Source organism: Fictibacillus sp. S7, assembly GCF_004127935.1.
Classification (GTDB): domain Bacteria; phylum Bacillota; class Bacilli; order Bacillales; family Fictibacillaceae; genus Fictibacillus_C; species Fictibacillus_C enclensis.
In genome coordinates, this window is sequence record NZ_QJKL01000001.1 from 3,466,894 (window position 1) to 3,485,054 (window position 18,161).

At 45.4% G+C, this 18,161-nt stretch carries 19 protein-coding genes and 2 riboswitches; of the genes, 7 read left to right on the plus strand and 12 right to left on the minus strand.

Annotated elements, in window-relative coordinates:
• Positions 1-12 precede the first annotated feature (12 nt).
• The 3 genes from DMO16_RS17890 to DMO16_RS17900 form a co-directional block, all read right to left on the minus strand.
• Entirely contained in the window at positions 13-663 is a 651-nt protein-coding gene (locus DMO16_RS17890) for an urea amidolyase associated protein UAAP2 (RefSeq protein ID WP_129479021.1), read from the minus strand.
• Entirely contained in the window at positions 663-1,391 is a 729-nt protein-coding gene (locus DMO16_RS17895) for an urea amidolyase associated protein UAAP1 (protein ID WP_129479023.1), read from the minus strand. The genes DMO16_RS17890 and DMO16_RS17895 overlap by 1 nt, the downstream gene beginning before the upstream one ends.
• Before the next feature lie 55 nt (positions 1,392-1,446).
• Positions 1,447-1,551: riboswitch (guanidine-I (ykkC/yxkD leader) on the minus strand.
• A gap of 91 nt (positions 1,552-1,642) precedes the next feature.
• Entirely contained in the window at positions 1,643-3,001 is a 1,359-nt protein-coding gene (locus DMO16_RS17900; protein ID WP_129479025.1) for an APC family permease, read from the minus strand.
• Between the two features lie 64 nt (positions 3,002-3,065).
• Positions 3,066-3,165, minus strand: a riboswitch (guanidine-I (ykkC/yxkD leader).
• Between the two features lie 270 nt (positions 3,166-3,435).
• Here DMO16_RS17900 and DMO16_RS17905 point away from each other — a divergent pair.
• From DMO16_RS17905 to DMO16_RS17915, 3 genes are all read left to right on the plus strand, one after another.
• A complete protein-coding gene (locus DMO16_RS17905) occupies positions 3,436-5,559 on the plus strand; it encodes a M28 family metallopeptidase (RefSeq protein WP_241840591.1) in 2,124 nt (707 codons plus the stop codon).
• 130 nt (positions 5,560-5,689) lie between these two features.
• Entirely contained in the window at positions 5,690-6,742 is a 1,053-nt protein-coding gene (locus DMO16_RS17910) for a lactonase family protein (RefSeq protein WP_129479027.1), read from the plus strand.
• A 21-nt stretch (positions 6,743-6,763) separates the two neighbouring features.
• Positions 6,764-7,522, plus strand: coding sequence for a hypothetical protein (locus DMO16_RS17915; RefSeq protein ID WP_129479029.1), 759 nt, complete (start codon positions 6,764-6,766; stop codon positions 7,520-7,522).
• A gap of 165 nt (positions 7,523-7,687) precedes the next feature.
• On the opposite strand, the gene DMO16_RS17920 is transcribed toward DMO16_RS17915, so the two are convergent.
• The 5 genes from DMO16_RS17920 to DMO16_RS17940 all read right to left on the minus strand — a co-directional run bounded on the left by DMO16_RS17920 (position 7,688) and on the right by DMO16_RS17940 (position 11,274).
• Positions 7,688-8,584, minus strand: coding sequence for a COX15/CtaA family protein (locus DMO16_RS17920; protein WP_061973804.1), 897 nt, complete (start codon positions 8,582-8,584; stop codon positions 7,688-7,690).
• Positions 8,585-8,737: 153 nt separating this feature from the next.
• Complete coding sequence (locus DMO16_RS17925; protein WP_061974190.1) at positions 8,738-9,139, minus strand: anti-sigma regulatory factor; 402 nt, start codon at positions 9,137-9,139, stop codon at positions 8,738-8,740.
• A 167-nt stretch (positions 9,140-9,306) separates the two neighbouring features.
• A complete protein-coding gene (locus DMO16_RS17930; protein ID WP_129479031.1) occupies positions 9,307-9,999 on the minus strand; it encodes a Na-translocating system protein MpsC family protein in 693 nt (230 codons plus the stop codon).
• Between the two features lie 178 nt (positions 10,000-10,177).
• Positions 10,178-10,396, minus strand: a complete 219-nt coding sequence (locus DMO16_RS17935; RefSeq protein ID WP_061973809.1) for a hypothetical protein — start codon at positions 10,394-10,396, stop codon at positions 10,178-10,180.
• A gap of 182 nt (positions 10,397-10,578) precedes the next feature.
• Positions 10,579-11,274 (minus strand): Na-translocating system protein MpsC family protein, encoded by a 696-nt coding sequence (locus tag DMO16_RS17940; RefSeq protein WP_129479032.1) that lies wholly within the window; start codon positions 11,272-11,274, stop codon positions 10,579-10,581.
• A gap of 268 nt (positions 11,275-11,542) precedes the next feature.
• On the opposite strand from DMO16_RS17940, the gene DMO16_RS17945 reads away from it, so the two are divergent.
• Positions 11,543-12,331 carry a TrmB family transcriptional regulator gene (locus DMO16_RS17945; protein WP_129479035.1) on the plus strand — a complete coding sequence of 263 codons (789 nt, stop codon included), beginning with the start codon at positions 11,543-11,545 and terminating at the stop codon, positions 12,329-12,331.
• A gap of 85 nt (positions 12,332-12,416) precedes the next feature.
• On the opposite strand, the gene DMO16_RS17950 is transcribed toward DMO16_RS17945, so the two are convergent.
• The gene (locus tag DMO16_RS17950; protein WP_129479037.1) at positions 12,417-13,253 is read right to left on the minus strand and encodes an STAS domain-containing protein; all 837 of its coding nucleotides are present in this window, start codon (positions 13,251-13,253) and stop codon (positions 12,417-12,419) included.
• A gap of 357 nt (positions 13,254-13,610) precedes the next feature.
• On the opposite strand from DMO16_RS17950, the gene DMO16_RS17955 reads away from it, so the two are divergent.
• A complete protein-coding gene (locus tag DMO16_RS17955; RefSeq protein ID WP_129479039.1) occupies positions 13,611-13,856 on the plus strand; it encodes an FAD-dependent oxidoreductase in 246 nt (81 codons plus the stop codon).
• A 444-nt stretch (positions 13,857-14,300) separates the two neighbouring features.
• Positions 14,301-15,119 (plus strand): YihY/virulence factor BrkB family protein, encoded by an 819-nt coding sequence (locus DMO16_RS17960; RefSeq protein ID WP_129479041.1) that lies wholly within the window; start codon positions 14,301-14,303, stop codon positions 15,117-15,119.
• 212 nt (positions 15,120-15,331) lie between these two features.
• On the opposite strand, the gene DMO16_RS17965 is transcribed toward DMO16_RS17960, so the two are convergent.
• The 3 genes from DMO16_RS17965 to DMO16_RS17975 all read right to left on the minus strand — a co-directional run bounded on the left by DMO16_RS17965 (position 15,332) and on the right by DMO16_RS17975 (position 17,171).
• The gene (locus tag DMO16_RS17965) at positions 15,332-15,799 is read right to left on the minus strand and encodes a C1q-like domain-containing protein (RefSeq protein WP_206738122.1); all 468 of its coding nucleotides are present in this window, start codon (positions 15,797-15,799) and stop codon (positions 15,332-15,334) included.
• A 287-nt stretch (positions 15,800-16,086) separates the two neighbouring features.
• On the minus strand, positions 16,087-16,275 hold the full coding sequence (locus DMO16_RS17970; protein ID WP_129479045.1) for a hypothetical protein: 189 nt from the start codon (positions 16,273-16,275) through the stop codon (positions 16,087-16,089).
• Positions 16,276-16,523: 248 nt separating this feature from the next.
• Complete coding sequence (locus tag DMO16_RS17975) at positions 16,524-17,171, minus strand: HAD family hydrolase (protein WP_129479047.1); 648 nt, start codon at positions 17,169-17,171, stop codon at positions 16,524-16,526.
• A gap of 177 nt (positions 17,172-17,348) precedes the next feature.
• Between DMO16_RS17975 and DMO16_RS17980 the strand changes: the two genes are divergently transcribed.
• Positions 17,349-18,086: a YqcI/YcgG family protein gene (locus tag DMO16_RS17980; protein WP_129479049.1), complete on the plus strand. Its 738-nt coding sequence runs from the start codon at positions 17,349-17,351 to the stop codon at positions 18,084-18,086.
• The last annotated feature ends 75 nt before the right edge of the window (positions 18,087-18,161 follow it).

Consider the following 18,161-nt stretch of genomic DNA (forward strand, 5'->3'; position numbering starts at 1 on the left):
CCCTCTCTCAAGTCAGTTATCCCAGATCAACAGCCGGATCGGTGTCGGGTTGTAGCCATTGCATGGATTGTTTAATTGCGGGCAGTTGCTGATGAGCACTAGCGTGCGGCTGACCGCCTGCATCTCTACATACTTGCCCGGTGCTGAAACGCCGTCCTCAAACGTCAGTCCGCCATCAGGAGTTAGTGGAACATTCATAAAAAAGTTCACATTTGGCGCAAGGTCGCGTTTATTGAACACATTGCCATATTGGGAAAGCTGCAGCATAAAGGTGTCCCGGCAATTGTGCATAGGAATCGTGTCGTGTGAATAGCGGACGGTGTTGCTCTGGGCCGAGCAGGCTCCGCCAAGTGTATCGTGGCGTCCGCATGTATCGGCAACGATTTTTACCAGTTCTTTCCCGGATTCAGCAACAAGGACAGAGCCTGTTGTCAGGTAAACATTTCCTTGACGCTGGATTGTATTTACTGCGCTATAGTGGTCAGACGGATGATCTGCATCATAAAAAAGGGTGTCCGCCGCCTGGTTTCCTTCCAAATCGACAATTCTCAAAACCTGTCCAGGTTCAAGCGTGTATGTCCAGCCTTCACCGGCAGGAAGGGTTACATCATATAGGGCATTCTCCGCATTTCGTTCGCTTGCAGCATATTGCAATACAGCCATTACGCAATTCCTCCTTTTGTAAGCTTTTCATCCTTCCATGTGTTTTCAAAGGCACGGCGGTTTTCCGGACAATGATTCACGCATGGATCGTCCTCGGCAACAGGCGCCGCGTCCGTCACCAGAAGTTCAATCGGCACTGAAGGATAGCTGCTGGAGGAATCGAGTGGATTCGGAGTGTTGGAAACCATCAAAATGACATCCATCTCTGTTCTAAGAGTAATGACATCCCCTTTTTTAGAGTGGCCGGGAACAAAATGCAGTTCACCATCCTCGTTGCAGAATACTTTGGAAAATAAGTTGACGACAGGGACCAGATCCCTTACAGTCATGCCTTGGCGGAACAGCTCCACCTTGAAATTTTCATCTCCGCTTCGGTACCAGTCATTTCTTTTCTTTTGATAGGAGGTCTTACCAAACCGCTCATCTACGGTTTTTCGGGTAACGTATCCTGAAAGAGGATCATGCCAGCCAAGGGAATCTTCTGTAATACTGGCCATCACACGCCCGTTATCGCTCATCAGGACATGTCCGGCGGTTAAATGGGAAGTATGCTGGGCTTTCAGGGTATCCGGCATGTTATAACGTTCTGCCGTGTTACTGGCGTTATATAAAAGCAAGGAAACATTCGCACCATCACCAAGGGCGGTAAACGTGATTTGTTTTCCGCGCTGGATCGTCACCGACCACTTTCCTCCGGCAGGGATTACATAGGAATCAGTTTGCATCATGAACAGCTCCTTTTTAGAAATAAAAAAAGACAAAAGCCTGGGAGAATTGGTGGTCATCTCCCAGGCTTTTATCCTTCCGTGTATACAGCAGCTGCTGTACGCTCTCTCTCGGACCAGACTTTAAAGTGACGCTTTAAACGGAACCCTAGACAGCTTTTTTGTTTCCGGCAATCTTGCGGAAACGTCTATTGGTTTGTGAATATAGTATAACGTTCAAAAAAGTCCGAAAACAATAAACGTGTTAGATTTTCTTACATACTTTTTCTTGCCGCGAAGGCTCCTTCTTTTTTTGAACTTTCCGGCTGCCCTTTTTTTACCTTGCTCCACTCATTTTTAGCAAAGAGGTAGATGAAGCCGAGGATGACCCAGGCAATTCCGACACTCAATGTAAAGGGGTTAAGCAGGGTAAGCAGCCAGCCGATAAAGCCGGCTCCTGTTAACGGGAAGATTAAATACAGGAAGGTTTCCTTCGGTGAACGTTTTTTCAGCTTAATGTAATAGTGGAAAATAACCGATAAATTAACAAAGGTGAAGGCCGTTAACGCCCCAAAGCTGACAAACATGACGGCGCTGTCCAAATTAATAAACAGGGCGGCCATTGAAATAACGCCAACTACGAGAATGGTAGTTACCGGTGTTTGATACTTCGGATGCAACGAAGTAAACCATGTTTTCGGCAAAATTGATTCCCGGCCAAGTGCGTACAGAAAGCGGCTGACACTTGTGACAGACGAAATGCCCTGCGTAAAGGTTGCGACAATAAGAACGGTGATGAAAAAAGCGCTGAGCAGATTTCCGCCGACAAGTTTTACAAGATGGTAGGCGGCATTGTCCGGGTTGGCAAAGGTGAAGTGGGGGTAGGCGATTTCGCTCAGATAAGAGATTGCGATATACATAGAAGCAGCGATCAAAACGATGAGAAAGATAGCTTTAGGGACCGTCTTCCTGGCATCGATCGTTTCTTCCGACATGGTGGTAACCGCATCAAATCCAAGAAAGCAAAAGCAGATGAGGGCGGCGCCGGAAAAGACAGCACCAAAGGAAACCTCCGGGCCAAAGAACGGAGCGAGCGAGAAAACAGCAGGGGAACCCGTCAGAAGATCCTTGCCGATCAGCACACAAAAAACAAGAATAAAGCCGATCTGGACCATTACAGATATTCCGCTGATGCGGGCTACGGATTTAATTCCGATGATATTCACCAGAATGAGCACTACATTCATCAAAATAATCCAGACGGCGGTTGGAATGGACGGAAATTCGGTATGCATAAAAATCCCAAAGGTGAGAATCGCAATAATCGGAGAAAAAATATAATCCATCAGCAGGGCCCATCCCACAAGAAATCCGGCATGCGGATGAATGGACTTTTTCGTGTAGGTGTACGCAGAACCAGAAATCGGATAGGCCTTGACCATCCGGCTGTAGCTGTAGGCCGTGAAGAAAATGGCGACAAATGCCGTCACATAAGCAGCAGCCAGCATGCCGTGCGCAGCCTGATAGGCCACACCATAAACCGTAAAAAAGATCATTGGAGTCATCCAGGCCAGTCCCATAAAAACAACCTGATGCAATTTCAGCGATTTTGCCAACGTTGGTTTTCCGTTCATGTTATGCTCCCTCATTTCCATTTTGGTTAAAAAAAACAAATAACCCGGGAGTACTTTTAAAAAAGTCTCCCGGGCTTTTATCCCTCCGTGTATACAGCAGATGCTGTACGCCCTCTCTCGGTCCAGACGTTTTTATAAAAACCGGAACCCTAGAGGGCAATTTTTGTTCTTACGTTAAATGAAGAACCCTATACATGTTACTCCGACTATACGGAGAACACGGCCGGACTACAACGAACATGTGAGATTATATAACACGAAATATCCAGAAAATGATCATCCTCCTTTTGACACGTGCCGAAAATAGGTCACTCAGTAGCCCTGCAAAAGGAACGCAAGACAAAAGATTCATTTTCCTTCAAATGGAACGTAATAAATTGACTGAATTTACAGACTTCTACTAATATAGTCAAAAAGCGAGGGAGGTTTTATGATTGGGAAAACGTGAAAAATCCAGGCTTTCTAGGACGAAGTACATGGCAGGCAGTATGGCGCTTGCCCTTCTGGCATCCGGTGCCTTGCCATTTACTCAGGCCGGCGCTGAAACGAAGCAGCAGGATCTGACAGGATTTGCAAAAGGTACGTACGAAAAGCAGCTGCAGTTCGAGGAAAAGCTCAAGAATGGAATCAATGAAAATAAGATCAAAACGTACAGCAGAGCACTCAGTAAGCGTCCGGCACTTGTCGGAACAAAAGGCAATGATGCCGGTGTCAAATATGCGCTTAACCAATTACGGAAAGCAGGCTTAGACCCGAAAGTTCAGACCTACGATGTTTACCTCTCCCACCCCAACAGCGTTTCCGTCACCCAGACCGCACCATTTGAACGAAAACTGAACGTCATGGAAAATTTGAAAATGAACACCCCGTTTAAAAACGAAGTCGTCGAGGGCTACAATGCGTACTCTCCTTCAGGAAATGTGGAAGGGGAGCTGGTGTATGCCAACTATGGAACGCCAGAAGACTTTGAAACATTGAAAATGCAGGGTGTGTCTGTGAAAGACAAGATTGTTATTGTCCGTTATGGTAAAAACTTTCGCGGTGTAAAACCCGACCTCGCCTCACAGAACGGCGCAAAAGGGGTGCTGATTTACTCTGACCCGAAAGACGATGGCTATGTAAAAGGCCCGGTATATCCTGATGGTCCATGGCGTCCGAGCGATGCCATCCAGCGGGGCAGCATTCTCTACATTTATAATTATCCCGGTGATCCGCTGACACCAGGCAAAGCCTCAGTTGCCGGAGTCAAGCGGATCAAAGCCAAAAACGCGGATTCACTCCCAAGAATACCAACCACACCGATCTCTTACGGTGAGGCAAAAGGATTGCTTCAGGCAATGGGAGGAAAGGAAGCGCCGAAAGATTGGCAGGGTGGCCTTCCGTTTAAATACCATCTTGGCAGCGCAGCCTCCAAAGCCCGCATCAACCTGGATATCCAGTATGAAACAAAACCCATTAACGACATCACGGTAACGTTTAAAGGAGCCAAGTATCCGAATGAAAAAATCGTGATTGGCGGCCACAGAGACACATGGACGTATGGAGCGAGCGATAACATCTCCAGCTGGGCGACGATCATGGAAACCGCACGTTCGCTTGGAAAGCTCTATGAACAAGGGTGGCGCCCTGACCGCACCATCGTATTGGCCGGCTGGGATGGTGAAGAGTACGGCCTGCTCGGATCTACGGAATATGCGGAGCAGCATCAAAAGGACTTGATCAAAAACGCGGTTGCCTACATCAACATGGATGGCATTGCCGGACAGTTCTTTGGTGCCGGAGCCGTTCCATCGCTGAATGACCTCATTTATGATGTCGCGAAAAATGTGACCGAGCCTCGCTCCGGTTTGTCCGTTTACGACGATATGCTTGTTCGCAATAATGGAGAAGAACAGGAGATTGACAAGTTGGGCAGCGGATCCGACTACACGGCCTTCCTTCAGCATCTTGGTGTTCCTTCTGCTGATATCGGTTTTGGTGTGGCCGGCGGTTTGTATCACAGCGCATATGACAATACCGATTCTGTGGAACGGCTGTTTGACCCTGGCTATAAACACCAGGCAGCAGCTGGCCGCTTTACCGGTCTCATGGCGCTTCGCCTTGCCAATTCACAAGTGCTTCCGTTACAGTACTCCGAGTATGCTCAATCCGTACAAAAACTTTTGGCAGACGTGGAGAAGGATGGAACACTTGGCGTCGATATGAGCCATGTAAAAGCGAAGGCACAAGCATGGGAAGAAGCATCCAAGAACCTGGAAACGTACAGCCAGGACTTGCTTGCCGGGGATAAAGTGAAACCAAAGCAGCTTAAGCAGCTGAATAAAGCCCTTATCCAGCAGGAGCGAGACCTGATCAATCCGCAGGGGCTTGCCTCCAGAAGCTGGTTCAAGCACCAGATTTACGCACCGGGTCTTACAACTGGCTATGCAGCACAGCCATTGCCTGCATTGGTGGAAGCCCAGGAGGCTAATGATCCCGCTGCCTTCGCAAAAGCTGTCAAACAGCTCGAAAAAGCTCTGACAAAAGCAACCTGGACAGCGGAAGAAGCGGTCGAATAAGTGGAATAAACAAGGTATTCATCGCGAATACCTTGTTTATTTTATGTAAACACTAAGGGTTCTCATGGGCTTAGGAATGATGCCGTGTGGTAAAATCAAAGAAATAGGATAGAAGAAAGGGGAATTATTCATGACAAAGTATGCAGGATATATCGGAACTTATACAAAAGGCGACAGTGAAGGAATTTATTCATTTACCCTGGATACGGAAGCACAGGAAATTACAGATATCAAGGTAGCCGCACAGCTCGGGAACCCTACATATTTAACCATTTCAGAGGACAACCAGTACTTGTATGCCGTAAGAAAAGACGGGGACATGGGCGGAGTGGCAGCCTATGAAATTACCAATGAATCCAGAGGGCTTTCTCACTTGCGCAGCCAGCTGACAGAAGGAGCATCTCCTTGCCATGTCAGTGTGGACCGTGAAAACCGCAATGTGCTGACCGCGAATTATCATAAAGGAACGGTTGAGCGGTTTGCGGTAGATGATGCAGAAGGCGGTGTGCGCCAGGCTTCATCTGTCATCCACCATGAAGGCTCGGGACCGGATGAAAGACAGGAAAAACCGCATACCCACTATGCCGGCTTTACCCCTGATGAAAGGTTTGTAGCGGTGGTCGATCTTGGCATCGACAAGCTGATCACATATCAACTGAAAAATGGCGAGCTTGAGGAAGTAAACAGTTTGTCAATCAAACCGGGAAGCGGTCCCCGCCACCTGGAATTCCATCCCAACGGAAAAACGGCATACCTGATGACCGAGTTCAGTTCGGAAGTAATCGTGCTTTCCTACAATGCAGAGAAATGCAGCTTTTCCGTGTTACAGAGCATTTCTACGATCCCGGAAAGCTTTACGGAAAACAACCAGGGAAGTGCAATCCATGTGAGCAAAGACGGCCGTTTCGTGTATGCTGGGAACCGCGGACATAACAGCATCGCCGTGTTCAATGCCGATTCAGATTCAGGAAAACTGACGTTTGTTGAACATACCTCTACAGAAGGCAACTGGCCGCGTGACTTTGAAATCGATCCATCCCAAAAATTTATTGTCGCGTCCAATCAGGAGTCCGGCAATCTCGTTCTTTTTTCAAGAGATGAAAACACCGGCAAATTGACCTTGATCCAATCCGACGTGGCTGTACCTTATCCGGTTTGCGTAAAGTTCTTGCATGTGAAATAAGCAGCCCAGGAGCTGTGCGCGATGAACGTACCTGAAGAACTCCTTGCCGTATGGCGGAGATTTGATGATTTTCCAATGGAAAACCTGACCAAAGCGTGGTGTACCCAACATATGGACAGGCAAAAGCAGCGGGAAGTATCACTCATGAAAGAGCATCATGAGCAGTATGGCATGACCGGGAACTGCTTTGATCTGGCGCTGTGGCTGCTCCACGATCTGAAGGAAGCGGGAATTAAGGCTTACGGAATCGGACGCGTATTAATGACAGATGCGGCTCATGTGGCAGTGATTGCCCTGGATCAAGAGGGCCGCCGCTATCTCTGTGACCTCGGCGATCAGTGGCTCTCCCCCATCCCGTTGGATGCGGAGAGTCCTGATGAGAAGTGGCACAGAGGTTTTTTCCCGGCTGCAGAAATCAGAACATTTTTAAGCGGTAATGAGCTTGAAGTACACTACCTGCGGCCAAACGGCAAAGTATCGAAACAGGTATTTGACACCGGCCCGATTGATGACGGCGTTTTATGGGAAGCTGCCGATTACTCGCAAAAGCATATCAAATCATTCCCGCAGGTGGAATGCCGGGTGATTCGCCACGGCAAAAGCGCCCATTGGGAGATGAACGACTGGCAAAGCTTTTTTCGCACCGATGACGGAATCATCCTGGAGTCGCCGGCAGGATTGCTTGAAGAATGGGCCAGCCGGATTGTGGAAAAGACCGGCATTCACAGGAACGTAGTGGAAGAAGCGCTCAGGATCTATGAAAAAATCGATAACGAGTAAAAAAAACAGCTGAATAGCTGTTTTTTTGCTGTATCTGGGGCAATTAAGCGGGGTTGACAGCGATAGAGGCTCCCATTATGGTAAACTAGCGTCCCACTTCCCCCACCCACCAACCCAAAAAAAACCAGGAGCACCAATCAGGTGCTCCTGGTTTTTTCTAATTTATTATTCCGGCCTTTTGGTTGTCTGCAAGGCAATATAGAACAGCACCGCAAAAAGGATGGTGATCAATGCCGAGTGAGACAGAGTGGCAAAGATATTCAGGCGGCTCAATACAACAGCCACACCGCTTACTCCTTGCAAGAGGGTCAAAATCAATGCGAGAAGGGAAGCGTTAAAGATATCGGGCCGGCCGTGTTTCAAATGCCGGATGGAATAGATAAAGAGTCCGAGCACAAGCGCGAGCAACACAACAGCGGCGACCCGGTGAAGATAATGGATACCAGGTAGTCCCGCAAACGGCAAGAAGTTGCCGGGATAGCAGCCGGGAAAATCGGTACAGGCGAGACTTGCTTTGACATGTCGCAAATACGCTCCCGAATAGATATCCAGATACGCATAGGCTACGGTCACCCAGGCGAACCACTTAAAGCGCTTGGATACCGATTGTTTTATCAGCAAATGCGAGCGGTCCTTTTGGACAACAAACACACTCAAAAGAACAACGCCTGTAAAGGCCAGAAGCGAAAATCCAAAATGAAGAGCGAGTACTTCTGCTGATTGCGGCCAAAGTACCGCAGCTGCTCCAATTAGCGATTCAACGACAATAAAGCTGATACCAAGAATGGCAAGACCCTTTACTTCGCGATTGCCGCGGTAACGGCGCCATGCCCAGATCGAAAAGATAATAACAACAATTCCTGCAAACCCGGTAATCAAACGATGCGTATATTCAATCATCGTGGCTACGGTATATTCAGGAATAAATTTACCATTACATAACGGCCAGTCACTGCCGCAACCCATTCCGGAGTCGGTGTCCGTGACAAGAGTACCGGCGATCATTAATAAAAACATGATAACACTTGTAAAGACGGCCATTGTTTTAAAGGCTTTATCCATGGAGAAAAGCTCCTTTAGTAGTATATACTCACACTTGACATCATGGGGTATAAGGAGCCTGTAGTCAACTGAGACGAAACAAATGACAAACATTTGTCAATAAAAGAAAAACATTTCGTGAACAAAGAAGAAGCTTAAAAAAATGCAGCCCGATTATACCCATTTAACAGCAATAATCGTTGTACCTATCCCAAGACCTGAGTCGATCACAAACTCATCCATCAGGCGCTTCACACCGGGAAGTCCCATACCGAGCCCGCCAGATGTGGAATAGCCGTCTTCAAGAACTTTACGGACAGACTGAATCCCCGGCCCCTGGTCGGTTGCGGTGAGCTTAATCCCGATTTTGTTTTCATCCAAATAGGTTTCAAAACTTATCGTTCCCTTACCTGCATACAAATATATATTTCTGGCCAGTTCTGAAACCGCAGTAGAAATCCGGACCTGGTTTATCGAAGAGAAATGTAAGGTTTGTGCCAGTTGTTTTACTTGCTTCCGCGCAGCCACGATATCCTTTTCAGTATGTATATCGACGATGATAGCTGTTTTAAGCATGGCAAACACCTTTTTTTTCCAAAGCTGATGTTTCAATGATGCAGGTATAAAACAAGCGATCAACCCCTTATGTAAAACATTTATTACTAAAAAAAGCCAAAAAGAAGGCAACCTTTGCCTTTCTTTTTGGCTCACATCTAGTTCCATGCCTAGCTTGTTGCTGCCTGTTATGCAATTGGTTCCAATATAAATAGTGCACTGCTTGAATCCCGGCCGAAATTCCAATCGATCAATATATCCAGGACTTTTGCGTTCAGCAGTTTTTCCAGCTGTGGCAGATGGGTGCCGAATAATCTTTTTTCCAAACTCCTCTTAGCGATTCTTAGCATTTCATGTCCACCATGAGCGATAATTTCTTTTTCAATATTGACTAGAATGTTATCCCTTATGACCACCAAAGTCCGGGGATTAACCAAGTAGGAGTTTACAAAACCCGGAACCTTCTCCGCAGCCAGACTAATCCGTTCAATCTCTTTGTGAAACGCCGTCTGATTGTCAAAAGAAAGGACGCTTACCGCAGGATCAAACACCTTGCTGACGGCTACAAACATACCGGTTTTCGTTGTTAGATTCCAGTCATAATAAAAGTCCAGAATGTCAATTTCGACTTTGGATTCCAAATAGCCCACGATTTCTGCGCTTAGCGAATCCATTAGCCGATCTCTTATTTTTTCTACGAGCTCGGCTTGTTCCGAATGAAGCAGAGAGCGCTCTGTTGGTGAAAGAAAGTTTGTAAAGTAGACAGTAATAAACGGGTCGGCCACAGTCACAAACACAGTACCAGGACCTCTTCCAAAATGGTTTCTGAGTATACGGCCAATATAACTACTGAGTTCTTTTTCAACATTCGCTTGCTCCATAGATGTCTCCACCTGATTCTTTAATGTGACTTAATCTTAACTATTTTTACAAACGGACATCTTCGGAATTCATCTCTATTATAGTATTCGTCTGGTATATGAATTTCCCTTCCTTTCCTGGGCAAAACTTTTAATTTGTTAAAGAAAAACGTTTGATAACCAACGGCCTTCACATCAATCAAGTTTGTCCCATTTCCTTGGTCTGTTCATACGTTTTGACCTTTTTCATCATTCTTTTTTCGTAGCGCACGATTTGATTTTCGTAAATGACCGAACTTAACAGCAGGATATCGTCGCTGATTTTCTTTTTGAAAAATTCTTTATTACATGTCTTGTAATCATGAAGCAATCGACGAAGCTCTTTCATAAACATCGAAATCTCGTGTTTGTCAGCCATATCGACAAAACTCCTTTTAGTGAACTTACAAGGGGTGCAGTTAGATAAAATCTCTCTCCACTAATGTACCCGTTTGTAGAGTATTTTTATCTTTTCAGCAAAAAAAGAGCCGAAAAGAAAAGGGTAACCCTTTACTTTCCGGCTCATGACTGGCACAGTGTGTCCAATTCATTACTGCCGCACTAACTTTTTGGTTTTAAGATAAGTGTAATAATGCTGTTATCCTTCTCAAAATCCCAATCGACAAAGATATCAAGGATCTCCGCATTCAAAACCTCATCATAGTCATCATTCTGAAGCATAAGGCCTTTTTCCAAAGGGCGTTTGCAGATGCGAAGTGTATCGTCAAAACCCATTGAAATCAGCTGCCGTTCAATGGCCACCAAAATCCCTTCCCGTACCACGACAAGTGTTCGGGGGCTTAATTTATATGATGTAATTCGTTCTGGTTCCTTTTGGGCGAGCTTGCTCATTTTTATAATCCGGTCATGAAGCTCCTGTTTTCCCTCATAGGGTTCGCCTTCCGTTAAGTCTGCCTGAAGGTCATCGAGGCATACCCCTACGAAAATGCCAGATTGATGCTCAAGGTTCCAATCATAATACAAATGCTGTATTTCGATGTCTGTAACACCTTTTATTTGTCCAGTAATCTCAGGTTCAAGTGATTTCATTAAAAGTTCTCTGGTTGTCATTACCCGTATTTCTTCATTCTGGTTTAACAGTATTTGTTCCATGGGTGAGACAAAACCGCTGACATAAACGACCACGTAAGGTTCGTAGATCGTCACGTGGATCGCTTCCGGCCCTTTGCCGAAATTATCTCTCAATAGCTTTCCGAGATTGTTTGCCAGCTTGGATTGCTGTGCTTTTACTTCCATACATATTCATCCTTTTTGAGAAAGAAGCATCATATCTTCCTTCCATTTTTTATTTTAGCACCTTTATGGAAAAAATCAAACAACTCACAGAAAGAGTGTGTATTCTCTTTTATCCGTTTTTTTCTCCCATAAAACGTTTTAATTTGTCGAAAAAATGTCTGCTTAGAAAGTAGAACTAAAGTTAAAATTACATTAAAATAAAGTGGTATATAAAAATACTCCTATTTAGGAGTGGTGTGAATAACTGTCTATACCATGGAGGGACGATATGATTGAACAATTAAAAAAGCTTGGCATGACAGAGCTGGAATCAAGGTGCTACATCACTTTGCATGAAGAACCTGACCTTACGGGGTATGAAGTGGCAAAGAGAGTTGCGGTGTCCAGGGCAAATGTATATTCCGCTCTACGATCACTGACAGAAAAAGGGGCATGCCGTAGTATGGAGGGAGAGACTGTCCGCTATAACGCTGTACCGATCGAGGAACTGGTGCGCCTGTTTCAATCCCAATTTGAACAGACGTCGAAAGCGTTGATCGAGGAACTAAAGACTCCTCCGCGTCCTGCCCCTGCTTTTTACAACTGGAAGGGCAACAAAGGATTGGACCTGGCGATCCAGCGGGTCATAGCAAACACCGAACAGGTGATTGTTGCTGAAATCTGGGCGGAAGATTTGTCGTGGGTTGCAGAAAACTTGCTTGAAGCGGAAAAGAGAGGTGTGACGGTAGTGCTTATTTCCATCGGGGAAACTGATATTGCGCTTGAGCATGTCATCGTTCGTCAGCTGGAGGACCAATGGCATACAGATGAACGGAAATTTTCATTGCTGTCTGATTCAAAAACGGCCTTTATTGGAAGCTTTGGGGGTACACTGAAACCGTCATCTGTGGAAACCGACCATCCAGCTGTCATTGAAATGCTGAAAAATAACTTTTACCATGATCTGATTATGCAGCAAATTGAGCACGATTTTGCTTCTGATCTTCATCACCGGTATGGTGAAAATTATACAAAACTATTAAAGTATTATATTCATGAGAAAGGATGGAAGGTGTAAAGGGTGAAACGCAAAACATACGGCCAGTTTGAATTAAGAAATTGATAAAGAGGCTACATTCATGAGGGGGAGAGTTTGTGGAACTCTATATTCTTACCTTTTTCTTCGGTTCAAAAAGATGTGCCAGCGCCATTTGTAAATTGCCAAACTTTATGATTTTTGAAAAATCCAGTCCCAGCTGAATACTCGTCATTGCAATCTCCGGGCGGATACCGGTAATGATGGCTCTGATTCCGACGAGGGAAAGCTGTTCGATTACAGTAAACAATTCCTCTGCGACATTGGAATCCAACGTATATACACCCGATAGATCAATAATTAAATAGGTTAATTCCAGGGAAAGAGCTTTCGTCAACGTTTGCTCCTGAATGACGTTCATCCGTATTGAGTCAATATCACCGATCAGCGGAAGCACACCGATCTTTTCATTGATCGGAATGATGGGAACACCCAGTTGGGCCACCAACTGCCTTTGATTGATCTTTTCCTGGTCTGCATAATGAAAATGATCGACAAAGACTTCAATAATAATATCAAAGGCGCTGTTGAGATTAAAGCTCCATGTGCTGATATGGGTGACTTCCACATGGTTATGGATGCGCGCAAACTCTTCAATAAACTGCCAGCAAACTTCACGGCAGCGCTTGAAATTCTGTATGATCTGCAACAAGGAAACACCTTCATTTTCGCGCTCATGCGCCAGCTCCTTTGCCCACTTAAAGGGGTCATATTCGTAGAGAACGCACTCGGCAAGCATGTTGGTGAATTGAATATGCTGCATACGGAGTTTATCTTGAACTTCTTTTGGGGCATCGATGGAATAGCGTGAATGTTGCTGTTCGTCCCGCCCTTTTAGCCATTCATCAGCCATTTGATGAGAATGGTCGAGCAAGTACATATAAAGCTGTTTTTCAATCACCATTAATTCTTCCTCCGATCGAATAGGAATCTTATGTGCAGAATTGCAGTATCCCTTAATGTTGTCCACGTTATTGCATATACTGCAGCGATACAGGCGTGAGGGAAGTAGTGATGCCAGCTTAAATGAGGAAAGAAATCGTTTGTTGACTTAATGATTTCTCCTGTAAAGTAGCCAACTCCTCTTTTTATACTAAAATAGTATTGTGGCTAATAGTCAACAAAATTCCAAATAAGTAAAATGAGATTTCCCGGGGAACTTTTTGTCGTTTTTGTCGTATTTAAAAAAGAATAGCAGGTGAGCTTTCTTCCAGTTAACAACATATAGTGGGAGAGGGCTTTAGAGGTTGGAGGGTCAATCATGGCGGAAAGAAGGCTCTTAATATACATGACCGGAACCTCCTTTTCCTGGACGAACAATCCATACGCGAGGGGAGCTTTCACGATGTTTAAACCCTACCAGGAAAAAGAATTCGGAGATGTAATTTCAATGCCGGAAGGAAGGCTTCACTTTGCCGGAGAGCACGCGACTATGGCCCACGGCTGGATGCAGGGATCAATAGAATCGGCCATCCGCCCCGCCTATGAAGTGCACGAGAGTCAATAGAAGGAAAGAGCTTCGCTGTTCGGTAGTGGGACAGCGTGGCTTTTTTTGCGTGCTTGAGATTCTATGAAAATGATGTGATATGCAAATATTCCTTGTCGAAGCGCAAGTAAACGTCCCAGCACCGCAAGTAAATCCCTCAGAGCCGCAACTAAATGATGTCGAACCGCAAGTAACGCCGCTACAACACCTACGGATGATAAAAATTCTGCGCAAAATCTAAAAAAGTGATCCAAATTGCATAGACTAACGTTAGCTTTAAGCAGTTTTCGTCTAGCTATTGACCCTGCCTCTTTAAAAAAGAGCTTCTAAACGAGGCGCCAGGCACATAGTTGTTAATACCATGTCCACCAACTGGATTTGTCTTCCATTGCAATTAAATCGAACTTATCTATAATCTTTGTATAATTGCTGAATGTCCTGCCGGCCTTATGAAAGGAGGCTCATATGACAGCTACTGCAATTCTAAAAAAACTTGCTAATCGATTTTTCGCACTACGAGTCTATGATTTGTCTGCTCAGATGGCCTATTACTTTTTAATGTCCGTATTCCCATTCCTGCTGGTCATTTATTCCTTGTTGGCCTACCTGCCGATTAAGGAAGAAAACATCCTGGAGCTTGCCAAACCGTATGCGCCAGAGAATACGTATTTATTAATCGAGAGAACCCTGACCTATACGGTAACCCATCAACAGGGAAACTTATTGTCGTTCAGCTTAATTATTACATTGTGGCTTTCATCAATGGGGTTTCAGTGCATCAAGCGTGTCATGAACGATGCATATGCCATTGAAGTAAAAGAAAGTTTTTTCAAACAGATCGTGGAGGGAATTGTTCTCACCATCGGTTTTATGATTGTGATTTTGTTCTCGGTAGTTGTTCCGATTATTGAAGAATTGATGAGGCATTATCTGAATGACGTATTTACGTTGGATGGCTATCATAAATTATGGATTTTTCTGCAGTGGGGGATTGGAAGCCTGTTTTTGCTTCTTTTCTTCATTGGACTTTATTATTTCGCGCCAAATGTGAAATTGCACATTTCAAAAGTATTGCCGGGCGCCTTTTTTTCCATGATCGGCTGGCAGCTCGTATCCATGGGCTTTGCGGCTTATGTCAGAGGAAATAACTATTCGGCGCTCTATGGGCAGCTTGGCGGTATTGTGGTACTTATGCTTTGGTTTTACCTGTCAGCAATGATCATCGTTATCGGTGCACTATTGAATACCATCGTCTATCCGATCAATGAACACAGAAGGGACTGAAGCTCCTCTAAAGGAGGAAGCAACTAATTCTCGCTTGCCGAAGTGCATGAATAAAGATGAGCCTTTCTGCGTTTTGGGTGCGGAGAGGCTCTTTTGAATTTCTGTTGGTGATGATTTCGTTTACATAATCGGGCTTTGGCTCGGTTTCCGAGGTAAATCTCATTTCAAAAAAAGGGCGCTTCTGACAGGGTCAGAAACGCTTCTCGTCCGAATTAGCTTGTGCGGGCACCTTCGAAATAGCCGCTTTCGATGATAATGCTCTGGTTGGTGGTGGAAAACATCACTACACGAACCACATCTCCAGCGCTTAAGTTCAAGCTGGTCGCACAACCGTTTGCATCAACACAGGCTGTGCCCTGTAGTCCTGCTACAGACAGGGAAGTAACCACTGAATTGTTTACCATTAGACCTAAAGTAACGTTGCCTCTTGTCGCAGCTGTTGTGCCGCGTACTTTTGTTTGGGCGCAAAATTTATATACACCTGCACGGGTAGCTGTAAATTGTGAACCGAATGCATTATATTCATTCATCCGATTGTAGATCACGTTGGTGTAATCAACGGGTGTAACCACATTGGGAGCGATCACCTGTCGTGTCGTTGATTCTGCAAGAAAGTAAGAGAACCCGATTGGAACAGGTAAGAAATCTACAATCGGCCCTGGAATTCTGCACAAATCCATCGGCGGTTGCGGACTTGAACTGGAGCTGCTGCTCTCCTGCTGCGGGCTGGAACTGGAGCTTGAACTTGACCTTCTAGAACTTGAACTTGACCTTCTAGAACTAGAACTTGAGCTTGATCTGGAGCTGCTGCTTTTCGGATCAGGACAATAGGAACTGCTCTCAGAGTGATGACTGCTTTCCGTGCAAGAGCTGCTCTCATGCATTACGTGGTGGCTCTTCTGGCAATCGCAGCTGCTGCTCTCTGAATAATGAAAGCTGCTCTTCTTGTGATGGCAGCTGCTAAGTTTTACGTTGGGCGTGCTGCTTTCGAAGTGAGGGCTGCTTTCAAAGCGGGGCAGACTGCTCTCTGCCTGGAGAGTGCTACTTTCGAGACAAGGACATTTGCTTTCATAGCTGGAGCTGCTGCTACTGCTGCTTTCCCGGCAATGACAGCATCTGCAGTTCCTGTATCTTTTACGCATATATCTTCCTCCATATAGTATTTAGGTGCTACACGTTACGTGTTTCTGGCAGTTTATGCGGACAGGAAGATTATGCTTGGACATATACCTTGATCAGGTTGTTTAAAAGAGATATCCGTATATCATGGTGGTTGGGACAGTAAGTTTTGCATTCTGTGAGAAAATCTTTATTTTAGCCAGTAAGTCTGGCCAGTATTCAGCATTTCAGTCTCCAAAAAACAGAAAAAAAGCGCTCTGCCTCACTGCAGAACGCTTTTTTACGTCAACGAGTCTGTGCTCCTTCCAAAAAATCCACAAAATCACTGATATTTTCAAAGGTTTGATGGGGTTCGTGGCTGAATTCTTTCGTTTGCACCTCGGGGAGCCAGTGTACACCGACGGTTCGTACCCCGGCTCGCTGTCCGGCTTCAATGTCAGAGTCGCTGTCACCAAGGAACATGACGTCTTCCTTTGAAACGCCAAGCTGATCAATCGCTTTTAACACGCCTTCGGGATGGGGCTTTGGTTCACTGACATCATCCCCGGTCATAATCACATCAAACAAATCGCTCATCCCGAGTTTCTCCAGGGAGATGTCCAGACTGCGACGGCTTTTTCCAGTCATAATTCCAAGCTTCAAGCCTTTATCCTTTAAGGAACGAAGCAGGTCATCCATTTCAGAATTGGCGTCCACCAGATCTGAATGCTTATCTTCATATGTTTGATAAAACGTCTCGATGGCGCTTTCCTTGTCAGAATGCTCCAGATGATCCTTGATGATCACCGGTTCCACTGGCCCGAACATTTCTTTAATTTCTTCGTCTGTAAAATCTTTATCATCATATTTCTTAAAAACGGTTTGAAAGGAATGATAATTCACCGGCAGCGTATTGGCTACTGTACCATCAAAGTCAAAAATAATTGCTTTCACACTCGACACCTCCATGCCGTTCTTTTCCCAAAAAAGCAGACAGTTATTCCTTTTTGGAAGCTAAATCTCTCCATTTTATTAACGTTAACAGTATGACCGATGATCGCCATCTGGACATTCACCCGACTGGCCCACCAGGAATACATTAGTACGAATGGTTTGCAGGGAGTGGGGCGCATGTTATATGACAGCGATACAATCAGGAGAGAGAAACTAGCGTCTTGGCAAGAACGGGCAATCGATGAGTTTGAGAGAAGGATGAGATCGGCGACACGTCCGTTTCCGTGTATTCCAGCAACGATTGGTGAGTCTCTCGGCCAATTTCGTTTTGGATTTGCCGGAAACCCCGGCCACACGTCCTCGGTGGAGGCTTTGGCGGCGCTGCTGAAGGAATATACAGAATGTGCAAAGGACTGCGGAGATTATACGTCCCTTATCGTGTTTTATGAAACACCGTGGGAAATGGCGGAAAGCATGAAGGTGGAGGAGTATGAACAGCTGTTTTGGAGCCAACTGGCGGGTTTGGCCGAACGGGACACGAGTGAATGGCCGGCCCATATACCGAACGACCCGCATGAACATCTGTGGGAGTTTTGTTTTCATGAGGAGCAGTACTTTATGTATTGCGGCACACCGGCACATGTTAACCGCCACAGCAGGTATTTTCCCTGCTTTATCCTGGCCATTACCCCAAGGTGGGTTCTCGAGAAATTCAATTCATCTCCGTCGAGGGCTTCTAAAATCAAACAACGGATTCGTGACCGCCTGAAAAAATATGATTCGATTGATATTCATAATGGTTTGAAAACGTACGGAAATGAAGATAATTATGAATGGAAGCAATATTTTTTGCGTGATGACGATACGGCGGTATCCAAATGCCCTTTCCACCGGTTTTTCAAAAAGAAAAAATAAGTTCGTGAAGCGTTCCTGAATAGAGCGGGAGCGCTCTTTTTTTCTATTCAATAGTTTTTATGAACAAAATAGTTA

Coding starts and splice junctions, on each gene's coding strand:
- DMO16_RS17940 (WP_129479032.1), bottom strand. CDS start 11,274: ATGGAAGTAAAAGCACAGCAATCCAAGCTGGCAAACAATCTCGGAAAG.
- DMO16_RS17930 (WP_129479031.1), bottom strand. CDS start 9,999: ATGGAGCAAGCGAATGTTGAAAAAGAACTCAGTAGTTATATTGGCCGT.
- DMO16_RS17925 (WP_061974190.1), bottom strand. CDS start 9,139: ATGCTTAAAACAGCTATCATCGTCGATATACATACTGAAAAGGATATC.
- DMO16_RS17970 (WP_129479045.1), bottom strand. CDS start 16,275: ATGGAGGAAGATATATGCGTAAAAGATACAGGAACTGCAGATGCTGTC.
- DMO16_RS17955 (WP_129479039.1), top strand. CDS start 13,611: ATGGCGGAAAGAAGGCTCTTAATATACATGACCGGAACCTCCTTTTCC.
- DMO16_RS17960 (WP_129479041.1), top strand. CDS start 14,301: ATGACAGCTACTGCAATTCTAAAAAAACTTGCTAATCGATTTTTCGCA.
- DMO16_RS17935 (WP_061973809.1), bottom strand. CDS start 10,396: ATGGCTGACAAACACGAGATTTCGATGTTTATGAAAGAGCTTCGTCGA.
- DMO16_RS17945 (WP_129479035.1), top strand. CDS start 11,543: ATGATTGAACAATTAAAAAAGCTTGGCATGACAGAGCTGGAATCAAGG.
- DMO16_RS17980 (WP_129479049.1), top strand. CDS start 17,349: ATGTTATATGACAGCGATACAATCAGGAGAGAGAAACTAGCGTCTTGG.
- DMO16_RS17910 (WP_129479027.1), top strand. CDS start 5,690: ATGACAAAGTATGCAGGATATATCGGAACTTATACAAAAGGCGACAGT.
- DMO16_RS17920 (WP_061973804.1), bottom strand. CDS start 8,584: ATGGATAAAGCCTTTAAAACAATGGCCGTCTTTACAAGTGTTATCATG.
- DMO16_RS17915 (WP_129479029.1), top strand. CDS start 6,764: ATGAACGTACCTGAAGAACTCCTTGCCGTATGGCGGAGATTTGATGAT.
- DMO16_RS17965 (WP_206738122.1), bottom strand. CDS start 15,799: ATGGATTTGTGCAGAATTCCAGGGCCGATTGTAGATTTCTTACCTGTT.
- DMO16_RS17890 (WP_129479021.1), bottom strand. CDS start 663: ATGGCTGTATTGCAATATGCTGCAAGCGAACGAAATGCGGAGAATGCC.
- DMO16_RS17950 (WP_129479037.1), bottom strand. CDS start 13,253: ATGGTGATTGAAAAACAGCTTTATATGTACTTGCTCGACCATTCTCAT.
- DMO16_RS17900 (WP_129479025.1), bottom strand. CDS start 3,001: ATGAACGGAAAACCAACGTTGGCAAAATCGCTGAAATTGCATCAGGTT.
- DMO16_RS17895 (WP_129479023.1), bottom strand. CDS start 1,391: ATGATGCAAACTGATTCCTATGTAATCCCTGCCGGAGGAAAGTGGTCG.